This window comes from Micromonospora sp. NPDC047521 (assembly GCF_055587305.1).
In genome coordinates, this window is record NZ_JBVJGN010000023.1 from 39,289 (window position 1) to 61,301 (window position 22,013).

The 22,013-nt window shown below is 72.8% G+C and carries 23 protein-coding genes and 1 pseudogene; 14 read left to right on the top strand and 10 right to left on the bottom strand.

Annotated elements, in window-relative coordinates:
- Nucleotides 1–19: 19 nt before the first annotated feature.
- From ACZ6N8_RS29900 to ACZ6N8_RS29920, 5 genes are all read right to left on the bottom strand, one after another.
- Nucleotides 20–781: an SDR family oxidoreductase gene (locus ACZ6N8_RS29900; RefSeq protein ID WP_466014241.1), complete on the bottom strand. Its 762-nt coding sequence runs from the start codon at nucleotides 779–781 to the stop codon at nucleotides 20–22.
- Nucleotides 766–1,296: an SCO6045 C-terminal-like domain-containing protein gene (locus tag ACZ6N8_RS29905; RefSeq protein WP_466014243.1), complete on the bottom strand. Its 531-nt coding sequence runs from the start codon at nucleotides 1,294–1,296 to the stop codon at nucleotides 766–768. The genes ACZ6N8_RS29900 and ACZ6N8_RS29905 overlap by 16 nt, the downstream gene beginning before the upstream one ends.
- Nucleotides 1,293–2,111: an MbnB/TglH/ChrH family RiPP precursor modification enzyme gene (locus ACZ6N8_RS29910; RefSeq protein WP_466014244.1), complete on the bottom strand. Its 819-nt coding sequence runs from the start codon at nucleotides 2,109–2,111 to the stop codon at nucleotides 1,293–1,295. The genes ACZ6N8_RS29905 and ACZ6N8_RS29910 overlap by 4 nt, the downstream gene beginning before the upstream one ends.
- Nucleotides 2,108–3,031 (bottom strand): TIGR04222 domain-containing membrane protein, encoded by a 924-nt coding sequence (locus tag ACZ6N8_RS29915; protein ID WP_466014245.1) that lies wholly within the window; start codon nucleotides 3,029–3,031, stop codon nucleotides 2,108–2,110. Before ACZ6N8_RS29915 ends, ACZ6N8_RS29910 begins: the two co-directional genes overlap by 4 nt.
- A gap of 81 nt (nucleotides 3,032–3,112) precedes the next feature.
- Nucleotides 3,113–3,685 carry a TetR/AcrR family transcriptional regulator gene (locus ACZ6N8_RS29920; protein ID WP_139586810.1) on the bottom strand — a complete coding sequence of 191 codons (573 nt, stop codon included), beginning with the start codon at nucleotides 3,683–3,685 and terminating at the stop codon, nucleotides 3,113–3,115.
- Between the two features lie 77 nt (nucleotides 3,686–3,762).
- Between ACZ6N8_RS29920 and ACZ6N8_RS29925 the strand changes: the two genes are divergently transcribed.
- The 3 genes from ACZ6N8_RS29925 to ACZ6N8_RS29935 all read left to right on the top strand — a co-directional run bounded on the left by ACZ6N8_RS29925 (nucleotide 3,763) and on the right by ACZ6N8_RS29935 (nucleotide 6,448).
- Complete coding sequence (locus tag ACZ6N8_RS29925; protein ID WP_466014246.1) at nucleotides 3,763–4,623, top strand: carbon-nitrogen hydrolase family protein; 861 nt, start codon at nucleotides 3,763–3,765, stop codon at nucleotides 4,621–4,623.
- Between the two features lie 65 nt (nucleotides 4,624–4,688).
- Nucleotides 4,689–5,333 carry an HAD family hydrolase gene (locus tag ACZ6N8_RS29930; RefSeq protein ID WP_466014247.1) on the top strand — a complete coding sequence of 215 codons (645 nt, stop codon included), beginning with the start codon at nucleotides 4,689–4,691 and terminating at the stop codon, nucleotides 5,331–5,333.
- 182 nt (nucleotides 5,334–5,515) lie between these two features.
- Nucleotides 5,516–6,448, top strand: coding sequence for an RIO1 family regulatory kinase/ATPase domain-containing protein (locus ACZ6N8_RS29935; RefSeq protein ID WP_466014248.1), 933 nt, complete (start codon nucleotides 5,516–5,518; stop codon nucleotides 6,446–6,448).
- Nucleotides 6,449–6,493: 45 nt separating this feature from the next.
- Here the strand turns inward: ACZ6N8_RS29935 and ACZ6N8_RS29940 are convergent, their stop codons facing one another.
- Nucleotides 6,494–6,742 carry a DUF2630 family protein gene (locus ACZ6N8_RS29940; RefSeq protein WP_387124108.1) on the bottom strand — a complete coding sequence of 83 codons (249 nt, stop codon included), beginning with the start codon at nucleotides 6,740–6,742 and terminating at the stop codon, nucleotides 6,494–6,496.
- Nucleotides 6,743–7,207: 465 nt separating this feature from the next.
- On the opposite strand from ACZ6N8_RS29940, the gene ACZ6N8_RS29945 reads away from it, so the two are divergent.
- The 9 genes from ACZ6N8_RS29945 (at nucleotide 7,208) to ACZ6N8_RS29985 (ending at nucleotide 16,900) form a co-directional block, all read left to right on the top strand.
- Complete coding sequence (locus ACZ6N8_RS29945; protein ID WP_466014268.1) at nucleotides 7,208–8,545, top strand: cytochrome P450; 1,338 nt, start codon at nucleotides 7,208–7,210, stop codon at nucleotides 8,543–8,545.
- Nucleotides 8,542–9,459 carry a terpene synthase family protein gene (locus ACZ6N8_RS29950; RefSeq protein ID WP_466014249.1) on the top strand — a complete coding sequence of 306 codons (918 nt, stop codon included), beginning with the start codon at nucleotides 8,542–8,544 and terminating at the stop codon, nucleotides 9,457–9,459. The genes ACZ6N8_RS29945 and ACZ6N8_RS29950 overlap by 4 nt, the downstream gene beginning before the upstream one ends.
- Nucleotides 9,452–11,059 (top strand): prenyltransferase/squalene oxidase repeat-containing protein, encoded by a 1,608-nt coding sequence (locus ACZ6N8_RS29955; RefSeq protein WP_466014250.1) that lies wholly within the window; start codon nucleotides 9,452–9,454, stop codon nucleotides 11,057–11,059. Before ACZ6N8_RS29950 ends, ACZ6N8_RS29955 begins: the two co-directional genes overlap by 8 nt.
- Nucleotides 11,060–11,185: 126 nt before the next feature.
- Nucleotides 11,186–13,756 (top strand): nitrate- and nitrite sensing domain-containing protein, encoded by a 2,571-nt coding sequence (locus tag ACZ6N8_RS29960; RefSeq protein WP_466014251.1) that lies wholly within the window; start codon nucleotides 11,186–11,188, stop codon nucleotides 13,754–13,756.
- 90 nt (nucleotides 13,757–13,846) lie between these two features.
- Nucleotides 13,847–14,269 carry a roadblock/LC7 domain-containing protein gene (locus ACZ6N8_RS29965; protein ID WP_139586819.1) on the top strand — a complete coding sequence of 141 codons (423 nt, stop codon included), beginning with the start codon at nucleotides 13,847–13,849 and terminating at the stop codon, nucleotides 14,267–14,269.
- A 5-nt stretch (nucleotides 14,270–14,274) separates the two neighbouring features.
- Entirely contained in the window at nucleotides 14,275–14,661 is a 387-nt protein-coding gene (locus ACZ6N8_RS29970) for a DUF742 domain-containing protein (RefSeq protein WP_357355436.1), read from the top strand.
- A complete protein-coding gene (locus ACZ6N8_RS29975) occupies nucleotides 14,642–15,253 on the top strand; it encodes a GTP-binding protein (RefSeq protein ID WP_357993370.1) in 612 nt (203 codons plus the stop codon). The genes ACZ6N8_RS29970 and ACZ6N8_RS29975 overlap by 20 nt, the downstream gene beginning before the upstream one ends.
- Nucleotides 15,254–15,339: 86 nt before the next feature.
- Nucleotides 15,340–15,675, top strand: a complete 336-nt coding sequence (locus tag ACZ6N8_RS29980; protein WP_364362761.1) for a YciI family protein — start codon at nucleotides 15,340–15,342, stop codon at nucleotides 15,673–15,675.
- A gap of 4 nt (nucleotides 15,676–15,679) precedes the next feature.
- Nucleotides 15,680–16,900 carry an RNA polymerase sigma factor gene (locus ACZ6N8_RS29985; RefSeq protein WP_466014254.1) on the top strand — a complete coding sequence of 407 codons (1,221 nt, stop codon included), beginning with the start codon at nucleotides 15,680–15,682 and terminating at the stop codon, nucleotides 16,898–16,900.
- A 26-nt stretch (nucleotides 16,901–16,926) separates the two neighbouring features.
- Here ACZ6N8_RS29985 and ACZ6N8_RS29990 read toward each other — a convergent pair whose 3' ends face one another.
- Complete coding sequence (locus ACZ6N8_RS29990; protein ID WP_364362763.1) at nucleotides 16,927–17,046, bottom strand: DUF397 domain-containing protein; 120 nt, start codon at nucleotides 17,044–17,046, stop codon at nucleotides 16,927–16,929.
- A gap of 9 nt (nucleotides 17,047–17,055) precedes the next feature.
- Nucleotides 17,056–17,280, bottom strand: a complete 225-nt coding sequence (locus ACZ6N8_RS29995; protein WP_364362764.1) for a winged helix-turn-helix domain-containing protein — start codon at nucleotides 17,278–17,280, stop codon at nucleotides 17,056–17,058.
- Nucleotides 17,281–17,476: 196 nt separating this feature from the next.
- Between ACZ6N8_RS29995 and ACZ6N8_RS30000 the strand changes: the two genes are divergently transcribed.
- On the top strand, nucleotides 17,477–17,662 hold the full coding sequence (locus ACZ6N8_RS30000; RefSeq protein ID WP_466014257.1) for a hypothetical protein: 186 nt from the start codon (nucleotides 17,477–17,479) through the stop codon (nucleotides 17,660–17,662).
- Between the two features lie 305 nt (nucleotides 17,663–17,967).
- Here ACZ6N8_RS30000 and ACZ6N8_RS30005 read toward each other — a convergent pair whose 3' ends face one another.
- A complete protein-coding gene (locus ACZ6N8_RS30005) occupies nucleotides 17,968–20,820 on the bottom strand; it encodes an aconitate hydratase (protein ID WP_466014259.1) in 2,853 nt (950 codons plus the stop codon).
- Nucleotides 20,821–21,082: 262 nt separating this feature from the next.
- On the opposite strand from ACZ6N8_RS30005, the gene ACZ6N8_RS30010 reads away from it, so the two are divergent.
- On the top strand, nucleotides 21,083–21,739 hold the full coding sequence (locus ACZ6N8_RS30010) for a DedA family protein (protein ID WP_466014261.1): 657 nt from the start codon (nucleotides 21,083–21,085) through the stop codon (nucleotides 21,737–21,739).
- A 61-nt stretch (nucleotides 21,740–21,800) separates the two neighbouring features.
- Here the strand turns inward: ACZ6N8_RS30010 and ACZ6N8_RS30015 are convergent.
- Nucleotides 21,801–21,917: pseudogene (locus tag ACZ6N8_RS30015) on the bottom strand (C39 family peptidase); the annotation flags it as partial.
- Nucleotides 21,918–22,013 lie beyond the last annotated feature (96 nt).

The window sequence follows — 22,013 nt, forward strand, 5'->3', positions numbered from 1 at the left end:
CGCCGGCCCGCGCCCGCTGTCACAGGCCGCGCAGCGCGCCGCCGTCGACCGGCACGGTGAGACCGGTCAGGTAGCTGGCGGCGGGGGAGAGCACGAACGCGGCCACCCTGCCGAACTCGGCCGGATCGCCGAGGCGCCGCAGCGGGATGATCGCCTCCGCCTCGGCGCGGGCCCGCTCCGGGTCACCGGTCGCGGCGAACAGTTCGCGGTTGCGGTCGGTCAGGATCCGGCCCGGCAGCAGGCCGACCACCCGTACGCCGCGGGGGCCGTAGTCGTCGGCCACGTCCTTGGCGACGCCTACCAGGCCCGGACGCAGGCCGTTGGAGATGCCGAGACCGGGCACCGGGCCACGGGCCGAGGTGGAGAGCACGAGCCCTATCGCGCCGCCCTCGTCGAGCGCGCCGGCGATCGTGCGTACCGCGCGGACGGTGCCCAGGAAGACGGTCTCGAAGGAGGTCCGCCACTGCTCGTCGCTTATCGACGCCGCGTTGCCGGCCGGCGGGCCGCCGACCGAGATCAGCGCGCCGTCCAGTCGGCCGAAGTGCTCCCGCGCCGCCGCGACGAGCCGCTGCGGGGTCTGCGGGTCGGCCAGGTCCGCGGTGATACCCACCGCCCGCTGCGGCCCGCCGAGCTGCTCCGCGGCGGCGGCCACCGCGTCCGCGTCCCGGGCCGAGAGCACCACCCGCGCCCCGTCGGCGACCAGGCACTGCGCCGTGGCGTAACCCAGGCCGCGGGAGGCGCCGGTGAGCACGTAGACGCGGTCGGTCAGTCCGAGATCCATGCCGCCGATCCTGCCGCATCCGGCAGGCCCCCGCCAACGTCTACGGCCGGCGCGGGCGGGCGTGGGGCCGGGCGCAGCAGGCGTACCCGACCGGCGATCTGCACCGCCACGGCCCCGCCGGCGCGGGTCACCGCCGGCAGCCGGCGCGGACGTGGCGCCGTGTGTCCGTCGTAGCGCAGGCCCGCCTCGCGGACGGCCAGCTCCTCCGCGCCGGCAGGGGGCAGCGCACCCCGCTCGCGCAACATCCGGGCCAGGTCCCAGCCGTCGCGCAGCGAACCGGTCGTGGGTCGGCCGGACGCCCAGCGCGCGAACGTCGCAGGCCACCCGTGGCCCAGGCCGGCGGCGAGCAGCGGCCAGTGCCGGGCCACCTCGCCGGCCCGCTTGCGCAGCAGCGCCGCGCGGGCGGCGGCCAGCGGACCCGGAGCGAACCCTGCGGGCGGCGCGCCACCGGCGACCAGAGCCGCGACCAGCTGGGCCTGCCGTTCGGCGAGCCCGGGGCGAGGTTCGCCCGTCATGTCACGGCCGGGAAGCCGGCGGCGGCGGCCAGGGCGTCCAGCTCGGCGCGCAGCTCGGCCGCCGGTGGATAGCTCCCGTCGCGTTCCAGCAGCAGCGCCGGGGGTCGCCGACTGGCGCAGAGCGCGCCGACCAGGTCCAGCACGTCCGGCGGCACCGGGTCGGTGTGCGTGTCGTGGTAGTAGCCGCCGTGCTCCGCCCCGCCGGCCACGTGCGCGTACCCGACCCGGTCCAGGGGCAGGCGGTCGAGCAGCGCGAACGGGTCGGTGCCCCGGTTGCGGGCGTTGGCGTACACGTTTGCGACGTCGAGCAGCAGCAGAGCGCCCGTGCGGTCCAGGATCTCGGTGAGGAAGTCCGCCTCGTCCAACTCGTCGTCGGGCCAGTCGACGAGCGCGGCGATCGGTTCCAGGGCGATCGGCACCGGCAGTTCGGCCTGCGCCCGGGCCACGTTGGCGCAGACCGCGTCGACCGCCTCCCGGCTGCGGGGCAGCGGCAGCAGGTGTCCGGCCTCCAGCCCGCCGGCCCGGACGAACGCGATGTGTTCGCTGACCAGCGGGGCGTCGACCCGCTGCGCCACCGCCGCCAGGTGGGCGACCCGGGCCGGGTCGACCGGCTCGGCGCCGCCGAGCGAGAGTCGCACCCCGTGCGGTACGACTGTCACCGCGCGGTCGCGCAGCTGCGCCAGTCCCGGCGGGAGCGGCCCGGACGCGGGCACCGACTCGGCCACCACCTCGACGAACCGCAGGCCGGGCAGCTCGGCCACGAAACCGGCGATCTCCGGGCGCCAGCCGATGCCGATCCCGGACGGGCCCGTCATCCGCCGCACCCGCCGCCGCAGCCTCCGCCGCCGCACGAGCTGCCGCCGCCGCACGAGCTGCCGCCCCCGCAGGAGCTGCCACCGCCCGACGTGCCGCTGGAGCCCGACGACCAGCCACCGCCGAGGGCCTGGCGCTGCACCTCGGCCTGCTCGGCGAAGCCCGGGTCGAGCGCCCAGAGCGACGCGGTGCCGTACAGGGCCACTCCCATCGCCGCGCCGGCCGCCCCGTAGGTGGCGTACGCGGGCGACGAGCCGGGAGCCAGGTGGGTGTGCGCCCGACGCTGGTCGCGCAGCGCGGCGCGGCCGGCCCGGGTGGTCTGCGGGGCGCGCCACAGCAGCAGCACCGCCGCCAGCACCGCGAACAGGGTGAGCAGCAGGTAGCCGACCGGGCGCCCGTTGGTCAGGCCGGCGAACAGCCGCACCACGCCCAGCACCAGCAGGGCGGCGAGGACCCGGCTCCACCGCCGGACGGCTGCCCGCTGCGCCGGGCTCAGCAGCAGGCCTCGTTGCTCCAGGTCGGCGCGCAGCTGGTCGAGGGCGTCGCGTACGCGCTGTTCCCGGGGCAGGTCGCGGGCGCGGGACCGCTGGTGGGCGGCCCAGTGGATCGCCTGGTCCAGTGGGGTGAGCCCGGTCGGCGCCGGGCCGGTGGTGAGCAGCCGGCGGTCCGGTCCGACACCTATCGCGCCGCTGCCGCGCAGCCCACCGAGGGTGGCGTGCACGGCGAGCGCCGGCCCGCCGTTGAGGTACGCGAGCTGCTGCGCGCCGAGCGGGCCGGCGCCTGCGGTGTTCGCGCCGGCCAGCAGTCGGACCCGGTGGTACACCGCGACCGCCACCACTGCGGCGCTCGCCAGGAGGTAGAACCGGAGGAAGGTCGGGCCGGGGATGCCCCAGGTGTCGCCCGACGCGGCATGGACGATCATCGGCTGCTCCTGTCGCCGGAGGGATCGGCGGCCCCATTGTGGAGCAGCGCCGCCACGTCCGGCGGACCGGTGTCGGGGCGGTCAGTGGCGGCGGACCGCCTCCTCGACGAGGTCGAGCACGGGACCGAGGTCGCCGGCCGGCCGGCCCATCGCCAGGTGCAGCACCAGGCCGTCGTACGCCAGCTCCAGGAACTGGGCGAGCACGTCGATCGGTACGTCCTCGCGCAGCACGCCGGCGTCGCGCTGGCGGGCCAGGCGGTCACGGGTGGCCTCGGCGATCGCGGCGGACCGTTCCGCCCAGCGGCGGGCGAACGCCGGGTCGGTGCGCAGCCGGCGGGACACCTCCAGTTGGCTGCCCAGCCAGCCTGTGGTGTCCGGGGAGACCGCCCGGGCCAGCAGGTCGCGCATGACCTGGACCAGGCCGTTGCGGGCCACCGTCTCGACCATGACGGCGGCGTCGTCCTCGGCGACGGCCAGAAAGAGCGAGTCCTTGTCCCGGAAGTGGTGGAAGATGGCGCCGCGGGACAGGCCGGTGGCCTCCTCGAGGCGGCGTACCGTCGCCCCCTCGTAGCCGTGCCTGGCGAAACACGCCCGCGCGGCGGCGAGGATCTCCTGCCGGCGCGCGTCGAGCTGATCCTGGCTTACTCTGGGCACGCGTCGATCGTCGCAGGTCACCGCGGGCCATGCAAACCGTACGTACGGCTTGGTGCGCTTGCGTCTACCATCGGCCGGTGACCCCGCCCCACCCCGTGCCGACCGCCCCGCTGACAGTCGCCACCGTCCAGGCCACGCCGACACCCGGTGACGTCGCCGGCAACGCGCTGGCCGCCGCCGACCTGGTCCGCCGCGCCGGTGGGCAGGGCGCCCGGGTGGCAGTGCTGCCCGAGTTGTACCTCTGCGCGTACCATCCGCCGACCCTCGCCGCCGACCCGGCCGGCACCGACGTCGCGGCCGACCCGACAGGCGCGGTCGCGGACGCCCGGCTCGACCCGCTGCGCGTCGCGGCGCGCGAGGCCGGCGTCACAGTGCTCGTCGGCGCCGCCGCCCGCCACCCGGACGGGCGGCGGACCATCGCCGCCCTGGTGGTCGACCGCGCCGGCGCGGTCCGTGTCGGGTACGACAAGCAGCAACTGTGGGGCGACGAACGCGAGCTGTTCGACGAGGGTGCACGGGGCGCCACGCTTCTCATCGACGACTGGCGGCTCGGGTTGGGCATCTGCTACGACGGCTGCTTCCCCGAGCACGCCCGGGCCGCTGCCCTCGACGGCGCGCACGGCTACCTGTGCCCCAGCGGGTACCTGGCCGGCTCGGAACACCGCCGGGACCTCTACTACGCCGCCCGGGCACTGGACAACACGATGTTCGTGGTCTTCGCGAACGCTGTCGGGGGAGCCGACCCGTGGCGGTTCAACGGCGGCGCGGCGATCTACGACCCGCAGGGACGGGCGCTGGCCCGGGGCGCCGACGAGGGCACCGCGGTGCTCGTGGCCACGCTGGACCCGGCCGCGCTCGCCGACACCCGGGCGGCCCATTCGATGCTCGCCGATCGGCTCCCGGACCAGGGTGGCCAGCGGGTGTCGATGTCCGGTTGAGCACCCCGTCAGGTCGACACCCGCCGGATCTGTTGGCGGACACGTCGGTCCCGTAGGGTGCCCGAGTGCCACTGCTCCTGCTGGACCTGGACAACACCCTGCTGGATCGGGCCGGGCCGTTCCGCCGCTGGGGTGAGCGCTTCCTGGACGGCATCGGCGCGCCCCCCACCGACATCGAGTGGCTGCTCTCGATCGACGCGGACGGTCTGACCGACCGCTGGGACCTGGCCGACGCGATCCGGGACCGCTACGAGCTGCGGATCCCCTCGATCGACCTGGTGGAGGAGCTGCACGACGGGGTGGTCGCGCAGACCCGGCTGGATCCGCTCACCGCGTGCGCGCTGCGGATCGCCGACGACGCGGGCTGGATCCCGGTAGTAGTCTGCAACGGCACGGTACGCGTGGAGGAAGCCAAGATCCGCCGGACCGGCCTGGACCGCTACGTCGCGGACTGGGTGATCTCCGAGGAGGCCGGGGTCAGCAAGCCCAACCCGCGCATCTTCGCGCTCGCCGCGCAGCGGGTCAGGATGCCCCTGCGTGGCGCCTGGGTCGTCGGGGACAGCCCGGAGGCGGACATCGGCGGCGCCGCCGCGGTCGGCCTGCCCAGCGTCTGGCTGCATCGCGGGCGTACCTGGTCGGACGTGCGGTTCGCGCCCAGTCGCACCGTGGACGGGCTGATCGCCGCGGTCGCCACCGTGCTCGCGAGCTGACGCGCGCCCGCCGGTCCGCGGCGGTAATTCGGTTGACCGGCCGGCGGGGCTGCGGCGAGCATTGTCGACGCAACGTGCACCCCGGGCGTGCGCCCGGTCGAGGAGAGGGGGTCGGTCATGGCCGTCTTCGCAGGTCGCTTCCAGCTGCCTATCTCAGCCTCGACCAAGGGAACCTCACCACAGTGCGCGATCATGACCTGCCGGCGCTCGAGCGCCGCAGCCGCGGCAAGCGCCGCTTCGACGACGACGAACCACAGTTCCTGAAGCGCGGGCGGCCCACCGAGCCGCCCGCCGACCCCGACACCGAGCCCGACCCGGACACCGGCGAGCACTGGTCGTCCTGGGACGACGCCGTGCACGGGCCGCGGCCGCACCCGGACTGGCTGGTCACCGAGCTGGCCGCCAAGGACACCGAACTGGGTGTGCTGAAGACCGGCAAGGAGGCGGACGTCCACCTGGTCCGTCGGGCGGTGCCGGACACGGACCGGTCCTGCCTGCTGGCGGTCAAGCGGTACCGGGACGCCCAGCACCGGCTGTTCCACCGCGACGCCGGCTACCTGGAGGGCCGTCGGGTACGCCGGTCCCGGGAGAACCGGGCGATGGCCGGCCGGACGGCCTTCGGCCGACAGATGATCGCCGGGCAGTGGGCCGCCGCCGAATTCGCCGCCCTGGCCCGACTCTGGGAGATCGGCGCCGGGCACGACCGGATCGCCGTGCCGTACCCGGTGCAGCTGCGCGGCACCGAGCTGATGCTGGAGTTCGTCGGCGACGCCGAGTCGGGGCTGGCCGCGCCCCGGCTGGCCCAGTTGCGTCCCGGCCCGGCCGAGGTACGCGACCTGTGGGCGCAGCTGGTGGAGGCGCTGCGCGTGCTGGCCCGGGCCGGGTACGCGCACGGCGACCTGTCGCCGTACAACCTGCTCGTGCACTCCGGCCGGCTCGTCGTGATCGACCTGCCGCAGGTGGTCGACGTGGTGGCGAACCCGCAGGGGCCCGACTTCCTGGCCCGCGACGTGCGGGTGGTGAGCGCCTGGTTCGTGGCCCGGGGGCTGCCCGTTGAGCAGGCCGATCCGCTCGCGCTGACCGGGGAGCTGCTGCGCGAGGCGGGTATCCGCTGACCGGGGTGGGTCGGACGGGCCGGCCGTCCGACCCACCCGCGTCGGTCACTGGAGGTAGCGCTCCACCTCCGGCTTGGGGCGCTCGCCCTGGGCGTCCGGGTCGCCGTGGGTCTCCCGGGCGGCCCGCCGGCGGCGCAGCAGGTCCCAGCACTGGTCGAGGGACTCCTCGAGGTCGCGCAGCCGGGCGCTGGCCTCACCCTCGGTGCCCGACTCGGTGGCCTGGGCCTCGGCGCGCAGCTTGTGTTCCTCGTCGACCAGTTCGGAGATCCGGTTCAGGATGGTCTTGTCGTCCATGCCTGAGAGCCTGGCACAGGGTGCCCGGCGTCGCCCGGATTCGGGGGTACCGGTGCGTCCTCGCTCACGTCCTGGGATCGCGGCCCGTTCCCGGGCCGCGCGGAGCCCTGCCTCGCCGCCGGCCCGCCTCCCGGCGACCGGGCCGGAGTGATCACCGATCGGGCCGTCCGCGTCGTCGGTGGCCGGTCCCGACCTGCGCCGCGATCACTCCTGACTGTCCACTCAGGAGTGATATGGCTCACCACCACCACGGCAGGCCCGGTGCGGCTGTGGAATTCGCCCGGTTGGGGGTCTGGAGGTGGCTCGCGTTTGGTGAGATGCTTCCGACGCCCAGAAGGTGAAAGTCCCACAGTCCTGACCGTGCCAAGTGGACAATTGCGCGCGGTGGGACAACGAGGAGACGTGGTTTCGATGTCGCAGGTGTCCGATGCCGGCCCCGCCCCCCTCAGCACCGAGCCGCGGACGATCCCGCTGCACCGCGCCCTGCCCGCGCTGGTCCGTGATCCACTCGCCGCGCTTGTCAACTTCGCCGACGCCGCCGCCGGCGAGGTCGTCCGCCTGAACCTCGGCACGTTCCGCCCGTACCTGGTGAGTCATCCCGAGCATCTGCAACGCGTGCTGAGGGACAACGTTGCCAACTACACACGCGACGGAGACGGGCTGCTCTGGCGACCCGTCCGCCGCATCGTCGGCGACGCCATCCTGGTCGCCGAGGGCGAGATCTGGGAGTCCAGCAGGGGCGCGCTGCAACCGCTGTTCACCGCCAAACGGGCCGAGACGCTTGTCGACAGGATGGCCGAGGCGATCAACGAGGCCGTCGACGAGTGGCTGGAGCCGGCCCGCGAGGGCCGCCCCATCGACGGCGGCGCCGAACTGACCCGGATCGTCCTGCGCACCACCATGCGGGTCCTCTTCGCCGACCGGATCTCGGTGCCGGACGCGCTGCGCATCAGCGCCGCGCTGGACACGGTCACCACCGCGATGCTCCCGCGTCTGCTGGTGCCCTTCGTGCCGTACGCCGTGCCGATGCCCGGCGACCGCGCCTTCAACGACGCGGTGCGAACCATCGACGAGGTGGTGCTGCCGATCATCCGGGAGGCGCGTGCCCGGCCCACCGACGGCGACGACATCATCTCCACCCTCTGCCGGCCCCGGGCCGACGGAACCGAACCCGACGAGTACGCCATCCGCGGCGACGTGGTCGCCATGTTCTCCACCGCCACCGAGACCACAATCGCGCTGCTCTCCTGGCTCTGGCCGGTGCTGTCCTCCCGCCCCGACGTGGCCGAGCGGATGACCGACGAGATCGAGCGGGTGGTCGGCGCCGACCGGGTCGGCCGCGAACACCTGCCCCAACTGCGCTACGGCCGGATGGTGCTCGACGAGATGCTGCGGCTCTACCCGGCCGGCTGGATGATCCCGCGGACCGCCGTCGGCGACGACGTGCTGGGCGGGGTGCGGATCCGGGCCGGCGGCACCGTGCTGGTCAGCCCGTACGTCACCCAGCGGATGTCGACGTTCTGGACCGACCCGACGCTGTTCGACCCGGAGCGCTTCGCCCCGGAGCTGCCCCGGCGGCGGTACCGCTACTCCTACTTCCCGTTCGGCGGCGGCCCGCATCAGTGCCTCGGGCAGTACCTCTTCCTCCTGGAGGCGCAGCTCATCGTCAGCACCGTGCTGAGCCGCTACCGCTTCCGGCTGCGCGAACCCGTCGACCTGACACCCCGGCTCGGCGCCTCGCTGCAACCCAAGCAGCGGGCCGAGCTGATCCTCACCCCTGTCGAACGCCCGGTCGCGTCGTGACCGGGGCGCCGTGGCCGGTGCGGACCGGTCCGGACGCCGTCGCCGAGCAGGGCCGGGTGTGCGCGCTCGCCGTGCGCGGCGTCCGCGACCTCCAGGACGTCACCGCCGCCCACCCGGAACTGTTCGACGCCGCGCCGTTCGACCCGGCGCTGCTCAGCTCGGTGGCCACCGCGATCGCCTTCACCGCGCCGTGGCACACCGCCGCCGAACTGCGCATCACCACCCGTACCCTGCTGTGGGTCTTCGCGGCCGACTGGCAGGTCGACTACCTTGCCCGGTCGGCGGACGACGTCCGCCAGGTGGTGACCGACTGCCTGGCGGTGGCCGACGGCGCCGCCCCGCCGCCGGAGCGCCATCTCGCCCGGCTCCTGGCCGACCTGCGCGACGCGCTGGCCGAGGTGCCGGCGTTCGCCAGGTACCGGCCGATCTGGCGCGAGGAGCTGGCGCGGATGCTCGCCGCCGTGTCCCGCGAGTGGGACTGGAAGAACCTGCCCACCGACCCGTCCACCGGTCGGCGTCTGCCGGACCTCGACCGCTACCTGGACAACGCCGACAACCTCGCCTGCTCCTTCGTCAACGTCACCCACTGGATCGCCACCGGTGACGACAGGACCCTCGCCCAGCTGACCGACCTGCTGGACGTCGGGCGCGGCGTGCAGCGGGTGCTGCGGCTGGTCAACGACCTCGCCACCCACGGCCGGGACGACGAGTGGGGCGACCTGAACGCGTTGCAGCTGGTCACCGCGCCGGAGCAGGTTCACGCCCGGCTGACCGAGCTGACCAGCCGGTCCCGGGGGGACCTGGCCGCTCTCGCCGAGCGGTGCCCCCGCCAGGCGGACTACCTGCACCGGCAGATCTCCTTCACCGGCGGCTTCTACCAGCTGTCGGACTTCTGGGGAGCACGCGATGAGTGAGGGTTCCCCCCGGGTGCTGGCCCAGCCGGCCACCGACGCCGCCGCGCGCGAGCTGATCGCCGGCCTCGCGCTGCGGCCGTGGGGGCAGGTCGCCGCCTCGGTGTACGAGAGCGCCCGGCTGGTCGCCGGCGCGTCCTGGCTGCCGGGACACCACAAGCGCGTCGGGTTCCTGCTGTGCGAGCAGCGCCCGGACGGCGGGTGGGGCCCACCCGAGGGGTACGCCCTGGTGCCCACGCTCAGCGCCACCGACGCGCTGCTCGCCGTGCTCGCCGACGGCGGATGGTCCGGGGTGGATCTGATCGCCCCGGTGGCGCGCGGGCTGGACGCGCTCACCGGCCGGCTGCTCGCCACGCAGGCGCGGGCGCTGCCGGACACCCCGGCGCTGGACCTCATCGTCCCGGCGCTCGTCGAGTCGATCAACGACCGGATCGCCCGGCTGGACCGGGCGGTCGCCGACCGGCTGCCCCGCCCGCCGCTGGCGTTGCCCGCGGGGCTCGGCCCCGACCGCCTGCGTGCGGTACGGGCCGCGGTGGTCGCCGGGGCGGCGCTGCCGACGAAGCTCGCCCACTTCTACGAGGTGCTGGGCGCGACACCTGCCGACGCCGGGCCGACCCTCACCGCCGTGGGCGCGTCGCCCGCCGCCACCGCCGCCTGGCTGACCGCCGCCGGTCCGGCCGCCGGCCCCGCCGCGCACGCCTTCCTGCGGGAGCTGATCCGCGAGGGCGACGGGCCGGTGCCCTGCCCGACCCCCATCACCGTGTTCGAGCGGGCCTGGGTGCTCAGCGGGCTTGGTCGTGCCGGCGTCGCGGTCGACCCGCCGGCCACCGTGCTGCGCACCCTGGCCGCCGCCACCGGAGCCGAGGGTGTCGCCACAGGCGAGGGCCTGCCGACCGACGCCGACACCACCTCGGTCACGCTCGACGCGCTGGCCCGTCTCGGCCGCCCCGCGGACCCGGCCGGCCTGTGGGCGTACGAGACGGCGGACGGTTTCTGCACCTGGCCGGGGAGCGAGGACGGCTTCTCGGTCACCACGAACGCCCACGTGCTCGACGCGTTCGGCCAGCACGTGGCCGCGCGGGCCGACGTGGACGCGAGGTACCACCGGACCGTCGAACGGCTCAGCGTCGTGCTGCCGGCCCACCAGCTCGCCGAGGGCCCCTGGCAGGACCGGTGGCACGCCTCGCCGTACTACGCGACCGCCTGCTGCGTGCTGGCCCTGGCGGAGTTCGGCCGTGGCGGCGCGGCGGCCGAGGCGGTGGACCGGGCGGCCCGCTGGGTGCTGGAGAGTCAACGCGCCGACGGTTCGTGGGGGCGCTGGGGCGGCACGGCCGAGGAGACCGCGTACGCCCTGCAGGTGCTGCTGGCCGCGCCGACGGGTGCGCCGCGGGTCGCCGACGCGGTGGCTCGCGGCCACGCCTACCTGCACCAACAGTCGGGCCGGCAGCACCCTCCACTGTGGTACGGCAAGGAGTTGTACTGTCCTACGGCGATCGTTCGCGCGGCGGTGCTGGCCGCCTGCCGGCTGTCCTCCGTCCACCTGGCGGGCGTCGACCGTTCGGTGGTGGATTGTGGTTACCAGGCAACAAAAACAACAACTTGAGGGGTTGTGTGGACACTGCTAGCGTACGCAGAGCCTCAGCCCCGTGTGCCCCGCTGTGGCGGGACGACGTCGCCCTCATGATCACCCGTTGATGAGCTGAGTCAACGCCCGGCCTGGGACGGTTCAATGCGTTCTCGCGGTACGAGTATCCGCACCAAGGTTGTCGCCCTGCTGCTCTCCCTTGTCGCGCTCTGGATGTTCGCGGCGTGGGTGACCCTGCGCGACGGCTTCAACCTGCTCGGTGTCCAGTTGCTCAACAGCAAGGTCTACGCGCCCAGTGAGCCGCTGTTGCAGGAGCTCCAGTTGGAGCGGCGGCTGACCCAGGCGTACCTGAGCAAACCCGACGCCGAGCAGCGTGCCGCGCTGGAGGCCAAGCAGCGCGAGACCGCGAAGCTGGCGGCGGACTTCGCCGGCTCGGTCGACAACTGGCAGGTCGACGTGGCCGGCAGTTCGGCGCTCGACGCCCAGCTGAACGCGTCGATCACGCGGATCAACGCGTTGGAGCAGACCCGCGCCCAGGTGCTCGGCCGCTCCGTCGACCGGGTCGCCGCCGCCGACGCCTACACCGAAGCCATCGAGTCGATCTTCCAGATCTACGACGTCACGGGCAGCCTGGACGACAAGGCGATCGCCGCCGACGCGGCCGCCCTGATCCAGCTGAACCGGATGAAGGAGCTGATCTCCCAGGAGGACGCGCTGCTCAGCGGCCTCTTCGGCAACGGCCGGATGAGCGGCCCGGAATACGCCCGCTACGTCAGCCTGGTCGGTGCCGAGCGGTTCCTCGGCGAGGAGACCCGGGCCCGGCTCGCCGACGCCGACGAGCGCCGCTACCAGCAGCTCGTCGAGGGGGAGGCGTTCACCCGGCTGCGCGCCGTACAGGACAGCATCATCCGCGAGGGCCGCCCGGCGACCCAGCTGCCGATCAGCGCCGAGCAGTGGCGCGGCACTGTGGAACCGGCGCTGGCCGGGGTGAACGACGTGGTGGCCGACGGCGGTGAGGGCATCGTTGGCCGGGCCACAGGCGTCGCCGTGATGGTCGTCGTCCGGCTGGTGCTCGCCACCGGTCTGGGTCTGCTCGCCGTCATCGCCTCCGTCGTCATCTCCATCTCCACGGCCCGGAACCTGCTGCGCCAGCTCGAACGGCTCCGCCAGGCCGCCTGGCAGCTCGCCGACGAGCGGCTGCCGCGCGTGGTGGAACGACTCGGCCGCGGCGAGGAGGTGGACGTCGCGACAGAGGCGCCCCCGCTGGAGTTCGGCACCGACGAGATCGGTCAGGTCGGCAAGGCGTTCAACGCCGTCCAGGAGACCGCGCTGCGCACCGCCGTCGAGCAGGCCGACCTGCGCCGCAACGTCCGCGAGGTCTTCCTCAGCCTGGCCCGACGCACCCAGGCGCTCGTGCACCGCCAGCTCACGCTGCTCGACGCCATGGAACGGCGTGAGCACGACGCGGAGGAGCTGGAGGACCTTTTCCGGGTCGACCACCTGGCCACCCGCATGCGGCGCAACGCGGAAAACCTGATCGTGCTCTCCGGCTCCACGCCCGGCCGGGCCTGGCGGCGCAACGTGCCGATGGTCGACGTGGTCCGTGGCGCGGTGGCCGAGGTGGAGGACTACACCCGGGTCAACGTCCTGCCGCTCGGGCCGGTCTCCCTCGCCGGCCGCGCGGTCGGCGACATCATCCACCTGCTCGCCGAACTGATCGAGAACGGCCTGTCGTTCTCACCGCCACACACCACTGTTGAGGTACGCGGTCAGCTGGTGGCCAACGGGTTCGCCATCGAGATCGAGGACCGGGGCCTCGGCATGAGCGAGGAGGACCTGGCCGCGGCGAACCACCGCATCGTCGACCAGTCCGAGCTGAACCTCGCCAACGCCGCCCGGCTCGGTCTCTACGTGGTGAGCCGGCTGACCGAGCGGCACGGCGTACGGGTGCGGCTCAAGGAGTCGGCGTACGGCGGCACCACAGCCGTGGTGCTGATCCCGCTGGACCTGGTCACCGACAACGGCCCGTCCCCGGAGGACTCCGGCGCGATGCGGACCGGCTCGCCAGCCATCGCCCTGCCCTCCGGCGCGAGCGGCGACACCGGCCGTCCGTCCGTCCTCGCGCCGGTCGCGGTGGCGGCCGAGCCGGCGGCACCGGGAACGACAGCCCCGCCGGCGCCCGTCACCCCGGACGGGCCGCCGGTGCCCGACACCACCACCGTGACAGCGCAGGCCGATGGCGTCGACGTGGACGCCGCCCTGCCCACCCGTCAGCGCACCCCGCAGGCCACCGGCACGCCGGACCTGCCCACCCGGGCCCGGCGCGTTCTGGGCCAGCCCGCCCTGGAGGCCCCCACGGTGCCCACCGGACTGCCCGCGGTCGACCCCTCCCGCCCGACGGACAGCGCCAGCGAGCCGTCTGCCGAGGCTGGACCGCTGCCGGCCCGCTCCGAGGCCGACCGCACCGACTCGGGCCTGCCGGTCCGGGTGCGACAGGCGAACATCGTGCCCGAGCTGCGTGACGACCCGGCGGCGACAGACACCGACGACGAGGACGTGGCACGCCCCCCGGAGCAGGTGCGTCGGATGATGAGCTCCTACCAGACCGGCACCCGTCGCGGTCGTACCGACGCGGCGCGACTGCTCGGCGGCGGAGCCGGCACCCCGCCGAGCGCGACGCCCGAGCCGGGTGACGAGGACCAGCAAGCTACCTGACCGGCCGCCGAGGATGCGGATCTCCGCACGGTGTGACGGTCAGCCCCAGACGAATACGGCGCAACAGCCGGGCGAGAAGAGGACGACGAAGTGGCGCAGAAGACGGCTTCGAGTGCCGACCTGACGTGGTTGCTGGATGATCTGGTGGGCCGGGTCAAGCAGGCCGAGCACGCGGTCGCGCTCTCCACCGACGGACTGTTGATGGCCTCCTCCCAGGGATTGAGCCGGGACGACGGCGAACACCTCGCGGCGATGGCTGCCGGCATCCAGAGCCTGGCCCGGGGCGCGGGGAAGCGCTTCGGTGGTGGGCAGGTGCAGCAGACCATCATCGAGATGCAGTCGTCGTTCCTGTTCGTCACCGCCGCCGGCCGCAACGCCTGCCTCGCGGTCCTGGCCACCGAGGACGCCGACGTCGGCCTCATCGCCTACGAGATGGCGATGCTTGTCACCCGGGTCGGCAAGTACGTGGCCTCCCCGTCCCGAGGCGTCGAGCAGCCGGCCGGCGAGAAGTAGGGCCCATGACGGTGCAGGGAGACTCCGCAGACCATCAGTGGGTGGACGACCATGCGGGCCCGGTGGTGCGCCCGTACGCGGTGACGCGTGGCCGGGCACGCCCGGTCACCGGCACGTTCGACCTGATCTCCCTTGTCACCGCGACCCGGGCCGAGGTCACGCCGGAGGTCGGCCTCGGCCCGGAACACCTGGCGATCGTCGGGCTGTGCCAACGCATACAGTCCGTCGCCGAGATCGCCGCCCATCTCGACCTTCCGGTGGGCACCATCCGGGTGCTCCTCGGCGACCTGGCGGCCCGCAGCCTGGTGCAGGTCCGCGAGCCGCAGACCACGGCCGGTCTTCCCGACAACAGCATCTTCGAGGCGGTAATCAATGGACTACGGGCACTCTGACCGGCCGGCGGGAGCGACCCCACTGCCCACCGCGATCAAGATCCTGGTCGCCGGTGGGTTCGGCGTGGGCAAGACCACAATGGTCGGCGCGGTGAGCGAGACCCGGCCGTTGCGCACCGAGGAGGTGCTGACCGAGTCCGGTGTCGGCATCGACGACCTGTCCGGCGTGGAGGGTAAGACCACCACCACCGTGGCGATGGACTTCGGTCGGATCACCATCAGCGACGACCTGGTGCTCTACCTGTTCGGCACGCCTGGGCAGGACCGGTTCTGGTTCGTCTGGGACGAGCTGGCGCTCGGCGCTATCGGCGCGGTGGTGCTTGCCGACACCCGCAGGCTGGCCGACTGCTTCCCGTCCATCGACTACTTCGAGGGTCGGGGCACCCCGTTCGTGGTCGCCGTGAACTGCTTCGAAGGCGCCCGCACGTACCGGTTGGACGAGGTGCAGGCCGCGTTGAACCTGGACCCGGGTGTGCCGGTGCTGCTCTGCGACGCCCGGCAGCGCGAGTCCAGCAAGGAGGTCCTCGTGACGCTCATGGAGCACGCCATGAAGACCCGCGAGGCCCGCCGCCGCGCCGCCGGGGGAAACTGACAGGGGTTTCTCGGGAGAGGGTGTCCGGAACGGCTCCGGCCGATCGTCATGCTGGTGATACCCCGAGAAACCGAGGGAGCGACCAGATGAAGTACCTGATGTTCGTGTGCAGCGACAGCGAGCCGGACACCGACCCCACCGAGCTGCCCGACATCCACAAGTGGGTGGCGGAGAACGACTCCCGTGGCCGCCGCCTGACCGGCAACGTGCTGGCGCCGACCAGCGCGGCCACCACCGTCCGTGTCCGTGCCGGCGAGCTGCTGGTCTCCGAGGGGCCGTTCGCGGAGACCGCCGAGGTGATCGTGGGCTTCGACCTGCTCGAGTGCGCCGACCTGGACGAGGCGATCGAGGTGGCCCGCACCCACCCGATGGCCCGCGAGGGGCGACTGGAGCTGCGGCCGTTCGCGGACCTGCCCGACTGACCGGATGACCCACGCCGACTCGCCAGCCGGCGCGGTGGCCGCCGTCGCGGCCGCCGGCGTCGAGGCGTACCCCCGGATCGTCGCGACCCTCATCCGGTTGACCGGGGACTGGGCGTTGGCCGAGGACTGCGCCCAGGAGGCGTCGGCCGTGGCCCTGGAGCGCTGGCCCGTCGACGGTGTGCCGGCCAACCCGGGCGGCTGGCTCATGACGGTGGCCCGCAACCGCGCGCTCGACGTGCTGCGCCGGGCCGCCGTCGAGCGCCGCAAGCTGCACGATCTGGCGCTGCTCACGCCGACGGACGCGCCACCCGGGCACGACCTCGTGGACGACAGGCTGCGGCTCATCTTCACCTGCTGCCACCCTGCGCTCGCGATGGAGGCCCGGGTGGCGCTGACGCTGCGCACCATCTGCGGCGTGCCCACCGCCGACATCGCCCGGCTCCTGCTGGTCAGCGAATCGACGATGACCCGGCGGCTGACCCGGGCCCGCGCCCGCATCACCCAGGCGGGCATCCCGTACCGGGTGCCGAGCGGGTCGGCCCTGACCGAGCGGCTGCCCGGCGTCCTCGCCGTGCTGTACCTGCTGTTCACCAGGGGCTACGTCGCCGACGGCGAGCCGGCCTTCGCCGACGAGGCGGTCCGGCTGGCCCGGCTGCTCGACGCGCTGATGCCCGGGCAGTCCGAGGTGGCCGCCCTGCTGGCGCTGATGCTGTTGCAGCACTCCCGCCGGGACGCCCGCCGGGACGCCGCGGGCAACCTGCTCACCCTGCACCGCCAGGATCGCGCGCGGTGGGACCGCGCGGCCATCGCCGAAGGCCTGGCCGCCCTTGCTCGGGTACGCCACGACGGGCCGTACGCGTGGCAGGCCCGGATCGCCGCCTGCCACGCCACCGCCCCGTCCGCCGACGACACCGACTGGCCGGCGATCGCCCTCGCCTACGACGCCCTGCTGGGCATCAGGCCGTCGCCGGTGGTGGCGCTCAACCGGGCGGTCGCGCACGGCTACGCGTACGGGCCGGCAGCCGGACTGACCCTGCTCGAAGCCGCACGTGCCGGAGGAGGCCTGGACGGTTACCCGCTTGCCGTGGCCGTGGAGGCCGATCTGGTGGCCCGACAGGGTGACCGGCTGCGGGCCGAAGCGCTGTTCCGGGCGGCGGCGGCTGCGGCGGACTCGACCGCTGAGCGTCGCGCCCTGCTCCACCGGGCTGCCGACCTCGCCCGATAGGCCGGACGCGCTCGAGCGGTGTGGGGTCAGCCGCGCTTGGCCAACACCAGGAATCGGGTCCAGGCCGCCGGGTCAAAGGCGAGCGCCGGACCGGCCGGGTCCTTAAAGTCCTGTACGCCGATGACGCCCGCGAGGTTGTCGGCCACCTCGACGCCTTACTCGGCGACGAAGGTTCCTGAGCCCGGTACGCCGACCACCAGTCCGCGGGACTTGAGAGCGTCCACGGCACGGGCGACGGTCCGTCGGGCTGATCCGTACTCCTCGGCCAGCGCGTCGTACGTGGGTAGGCGTGAGCCTGGCCGGAACTCCCCGGCGGCGATTCGTCGAGTCAGGTCGTCCTCGATCTCTCGGGCCGTGTACGGGATGGGCACGTGCGTCATGGTCCTTCCTACCCGCGCGAGCCCTGCTTGCACCTATGGCACTACTTGCACTGTCGGCACTGCTGGCACTACTTTGGTGTAAGTAAGGGCGCGGCTCGTGGTGGACAGCGAGTCGGTACGGGTCGCTGCCAGATGGAGGAACGCCCGCCTCCTGGCAAGAGGCGGGCGTTCCGCCCGTTATGCGGAGGTGGTGCCGGTGCTGCCCGAGGAAAAGCCGATGCAGGTGCCCGTCAACGTCGATGCGTGGCGGTGGCCATTCCGGACCGAGCGGATCGAGTGTGGGGAATGCGGCGATGCGCTGCGGGTCGAGCGGTTCACGGCGCTGTCCGAGCTGGCTGCGACCCTCACCGAGCACGCGTCGCGCTGTCGCGTCTTCTGCTGATACGACGGCCCCACGCGCCGACCACACTCCCGTTCGCTGCGATTGCAGCGGTGGCGACGGTGCGGGCGAGCCAACCAGTGACAGAACTTCGAGATCTTGGACAGTCTCCGTTCGGCGCTAACGGAAACTGTCCAAGATCTCGTGACGGAGGCGGGAAGACGGATGGCTGTACCGCCTGGTCGACATGATGGGCTGAATTGGCCAGGTATGAGGTCGGCCGGCGCTACGTTCGAAAGGAGCCACCCGGATACGACGCAGGCTCCCTCCCGGCCGAAGCGGAAAGGAGCCTGCGAGCCGACGGTACGTCAGTTGGCGATCATGCGGCGCAGCACGTACTGCAGGATGCCGCCGTGCCGGTAGTAGTCCGCCTCACCCGGGGTGTCGATCCGGACCACCGCGTCGAACTCCACGCCCGTGTCGGTGCTGACCCGCACGGTCCGCGGGGTCTCGCCGTCGTTGAGCGCTGTCACACCGGTGATGGTGAACGTCTCGGTGCCGGTCAGGCCGAGCGACTCGGCGGTGGTGTCCACCGGGAACTGCAGCGGAAGCACACCCATGCCGATCAGGTTGGAGCGGTGGATCCGCTCGTACGACTCGGCGATGACCGCCCGGACGCCCAGCAGCATGGTGCCCTTGGCCGCCCAGTCCCGCGACGAGCCCGAGCCGTACTCCTTGCCGGCCAGGATGACGAGCGGGATGCCGGCCTCCTGGTAGGCCATCGAGGCGTCGTAGATCGAGGACTGCTCGCCGGTGAGGTGGTTGACGGTGAAGCCACCCTCCACACCCGGCACCAGCTGGTTACGCAGCCGGATGTTGGCGAACGTGCCCCGGATCATCACCTCGTGGTTGCCCCGGCGGGAGCCGTACGAGTTGAACTCGTGGCGCGGCACGCCGTGCTCGGCCAGGTACGTGCCGGCGGGGGAGTCGGCCTTGATCGAGCCGGCCGGCGAGATGTGGTCGGTGGTCACCGAGTCACCCAGCTTGGCCAGCACCCGCGCGTCGGCGATGTCGACGACAGGGCTCGGCTCCTGCTGCATGCCCTCGAAGTACGGGGGCTTGCGCACGTAGGTGGAGTCGTCGGCCCAGGCGAAGGTGTCGCCGGTCGGGGTGGGCAGCGACTGCCACCGCTCGTCACCTGCGAACACGTCGGCGTACGCGGCGCTGAACCCGGTCGCGCCGATCGCCTGGGCGATGACGTCCTGGATCTCGGCGCTGTTCGGCCAGATCTCCCGCAGGAAGACCGGGTTGCCGTCGCTGTCCTCACCGATCGGCTCGTTTGCCAGGTCGATGTCCATGGTGCCGGCGAGGGCGTAGGCGACCACAAGCGGCGGGGACGCCAGGTAGTTCATCTTGACGTCCGGGTTGATCCGGCCCTCGAAGTTCCGGTTGCCGGACAGCACCGACACGACCGACAGGTCGTGCTCGTTGACCGCGGCGGACACCTCCTCGGGCAGTGGGCCCGAGTTGCCGATGCAGGTCGTGCAGCCGTAGCCGACCAGGTTGAAGCCGAGCTTGTCCAGGTACGGCGTGAGGCCGGCACGCTCGTAGTAGTCCATGACGACCTTGGAGCCCGGCGCCAGGGTGGTCTTCACCCACGGCTTGCGGGTCAGGCCCTTCTCCACTGCGTTGCGGGCCAGCAGGGCCGCCCCGATCATCACCTGCGGGTTGGACGTGTTGGTGCAGGAGGTGATCGCGGCGATCACCACGGCGCCGTGGTCCAACTCGTACTCGACGCCGTCGGCGCCGGTGACCGGGACCGGGTTGCTGGCCCGGCCACCCGCTCCGACCGCCGCGGTCTCCAGGTCGCGCGGCTCGTCGGCCGGGTCGCTGAAGTCGTTGGCCGGCGGGTCGCTGGCCGGGAAGGATTCGGCGCTGGCCTCGTCGGCCGGGCCGTTCGCGCCGCGCGGAAGCTCCTCGCGGGGGACGCCCGGCTTGAGGTCCCGCTCACCGACGGAGTCGTCGGCGACGTAGTCGGTGAGCGCCGAGCGGAACAGCGTCTTGGCGGCGCCCAGCGGCACCCGGTCCTGCGGGCGCTTCGGGCCGGCGAGCGACGGCTCGATGGAGCCCAGGTCCAGCTCCAGGCGCTCGGAGTACTCCGGCTCGGCCTCCGGGTCGTGCCAGAGGCCCTGCTCCTTGGCGTACGCCTCGACGAGCGCGACCTGCTGCTTGTCGCGGCCGGTCAGCTCCAGGTAGCGGATGGTCTCCGCGTCGATCGGGAAGATCGCCACGGTGGAGCCGTACTCGGGGGACATGTTGCCGATCGTGGCCCGGTTGGCCAGCGGCACGGCGCCCACGCCGGGGCCGTAGAACTCGACGAACTTGCCGACCACGCCGTGCTTGCGCAGCATCTCGGTGATGGTCAGCACCAGGTCGGTGGCGGTGGTGCCGGCCGGCATCTCGCCGGACAGCTTGAAGCCCACCACGCGGGGGATCAGCATGCTGACCGGCTGGCCGAGCATCGCGGCCTCGGCCTCGATGCCGCCGACGCCCCAGCCCAGCACGCCCAGGCCGTTGACCATCGTGGTGTGCGAGTCGGTGCCGACCACGGTGTCCGGGTACGCCTGGCCGTTGCGCTCCATGATCGTGCGGGCCAGGTACTCGATGTTGACCTGGTGCACGATGCCGGTGCCCGGGGGGACGACCTTGAACTCGTTGAACGCGGTCTGGCCCCAGCGCAGGAACTGGTAGCGCTCCTTGTTGCGCTCGTACTCCAGCGCGACGTTGCGTTCGAAGGCGTCCTCGCGGCCGAACAGGTCGGCGATCACCGAGTGGTCGATGACCAGCTCGGCGGGGGCGAGGGGGTTGACCTTGGTGGCGTCGCCGCCCAGGTCCCGTACCGCCTCGCGCATGGTGGCCAGGTCGACCACGCAGGGCACGCCTGTGAAGTCCTGCATGAGCACCCGCGCCGGGGTGAACTGGATCTCCACGCTCGGGTCGGCGGCGGAGTCCCATCCGCCGAGCTGGCGGATGTGGCCGGCGGTGATGTTCGCGCCGTCCTCGGTCCGCAGCAGGTTCTCCAGCAGGATCTTCAGGCTGTACGGCAGCCGATCGTGGCCGTCCACCTTGTCGATCTTGAAAATCTCGTAGCTCGCGTCTCCGACGCGTAGCTGGGTCTTCGCACCGAAGGTGTCGAGGCTCGCCACGTCGTACTCCTTCACACCAGCGACCGTGAGTAGTCCTGAGCAGTCTGTCGCACCGGTCGGGGTGCCGCCGAGGTTAGGTGACACTTACCGCCGATTCCGCTCTCAACAAAACCGTACGTCCGTCTTGCTAGTTCTGCAACCCGGCGCGCTCGCCGCTCGGTTCCGTCTTACCCCTAGCCTCCTAGGACGGCCTGCGGGGTGTGCGGCCGCTCGCCACGGCACGTACGACAGGCTCGCCACGGATAGGGTTCGAGGCCCGCCGGGGAAGGGGTCCACTGTGTTCGACGTCCAGCACTGGCTCACGTCCCTGCCACCCATCGCCGTCTACCTGCTCGTCGGCGGGGTGATCGGCGTCGAGAGCATGGGAGTTCCCCTGCCCGGCGAGATCGTCCTGGTCAGCTCCGCTCTGCTCGCCGCCACCGGTGTGGTCGAGCCGGAGTGGGTGGCCGCCGCCGCGGCCACAGGCGCGATCGTCGGCGACTCCGTCGGGTACGCGGTGGGCCGCCGAGGCGGACGACCGCTGCTCGTCCGGCTGGGCCAGCGCTTCCCCCGACACCTCGGCCCCGCCCAACTCGTCCGCGCCGAGCAGAGCTTCGCCCGGCACGGCGTGTGGGCGGTCTTCTTCGGCCGGTTCGTGGCACTGCTGCGGATCCTGGCCGGGCCGCTCGCCGGGGCACTGCACGTGCCGTACCGGCGCTTCCTGATCGCCAACGCGGCCGGTGGGCTGGTCTGGGCGTTCGGCACCACCTATCTGCTGTTCAGTGTGGGTCGGGCCGCCGAGCACTGGCTCAAGGACATCTCCTGGGCCGGCCTGGCCCTCGCGGTGCTCGCCGGCCTCGCCAGCACCTGGTGGCTGCGGCGACGGGCCCACCGGTTGGAGACCGCCTCGCCGACGCCGGACGTCGAGCCGGCCCGCTCGGCCAGCGAACTCTGACCTGGACGCGACGAAGGGCCGGTCCCCTGGTGGGGTCCGGCCCTTCGTTGTGGTGTGGGGGTCAGCTGGTGGCGTAGCCGCGGGTGGCGATCCAGTCGGCGAGGTGCTCGACGCTGATCCAGTAGGAGGCGGTGTCGGGGTTGGCCGAGTCGGCGATCTTCACCGTCTGGCCGTTGTCGGGGTCTGTCAAACGAACGGTGTAACTCGGGTTGTTGACGGCTACTTGCGGCCTGCGGACAGGCGTCCTTCGAAGGCGATGTCGAAGGCGTTCAGG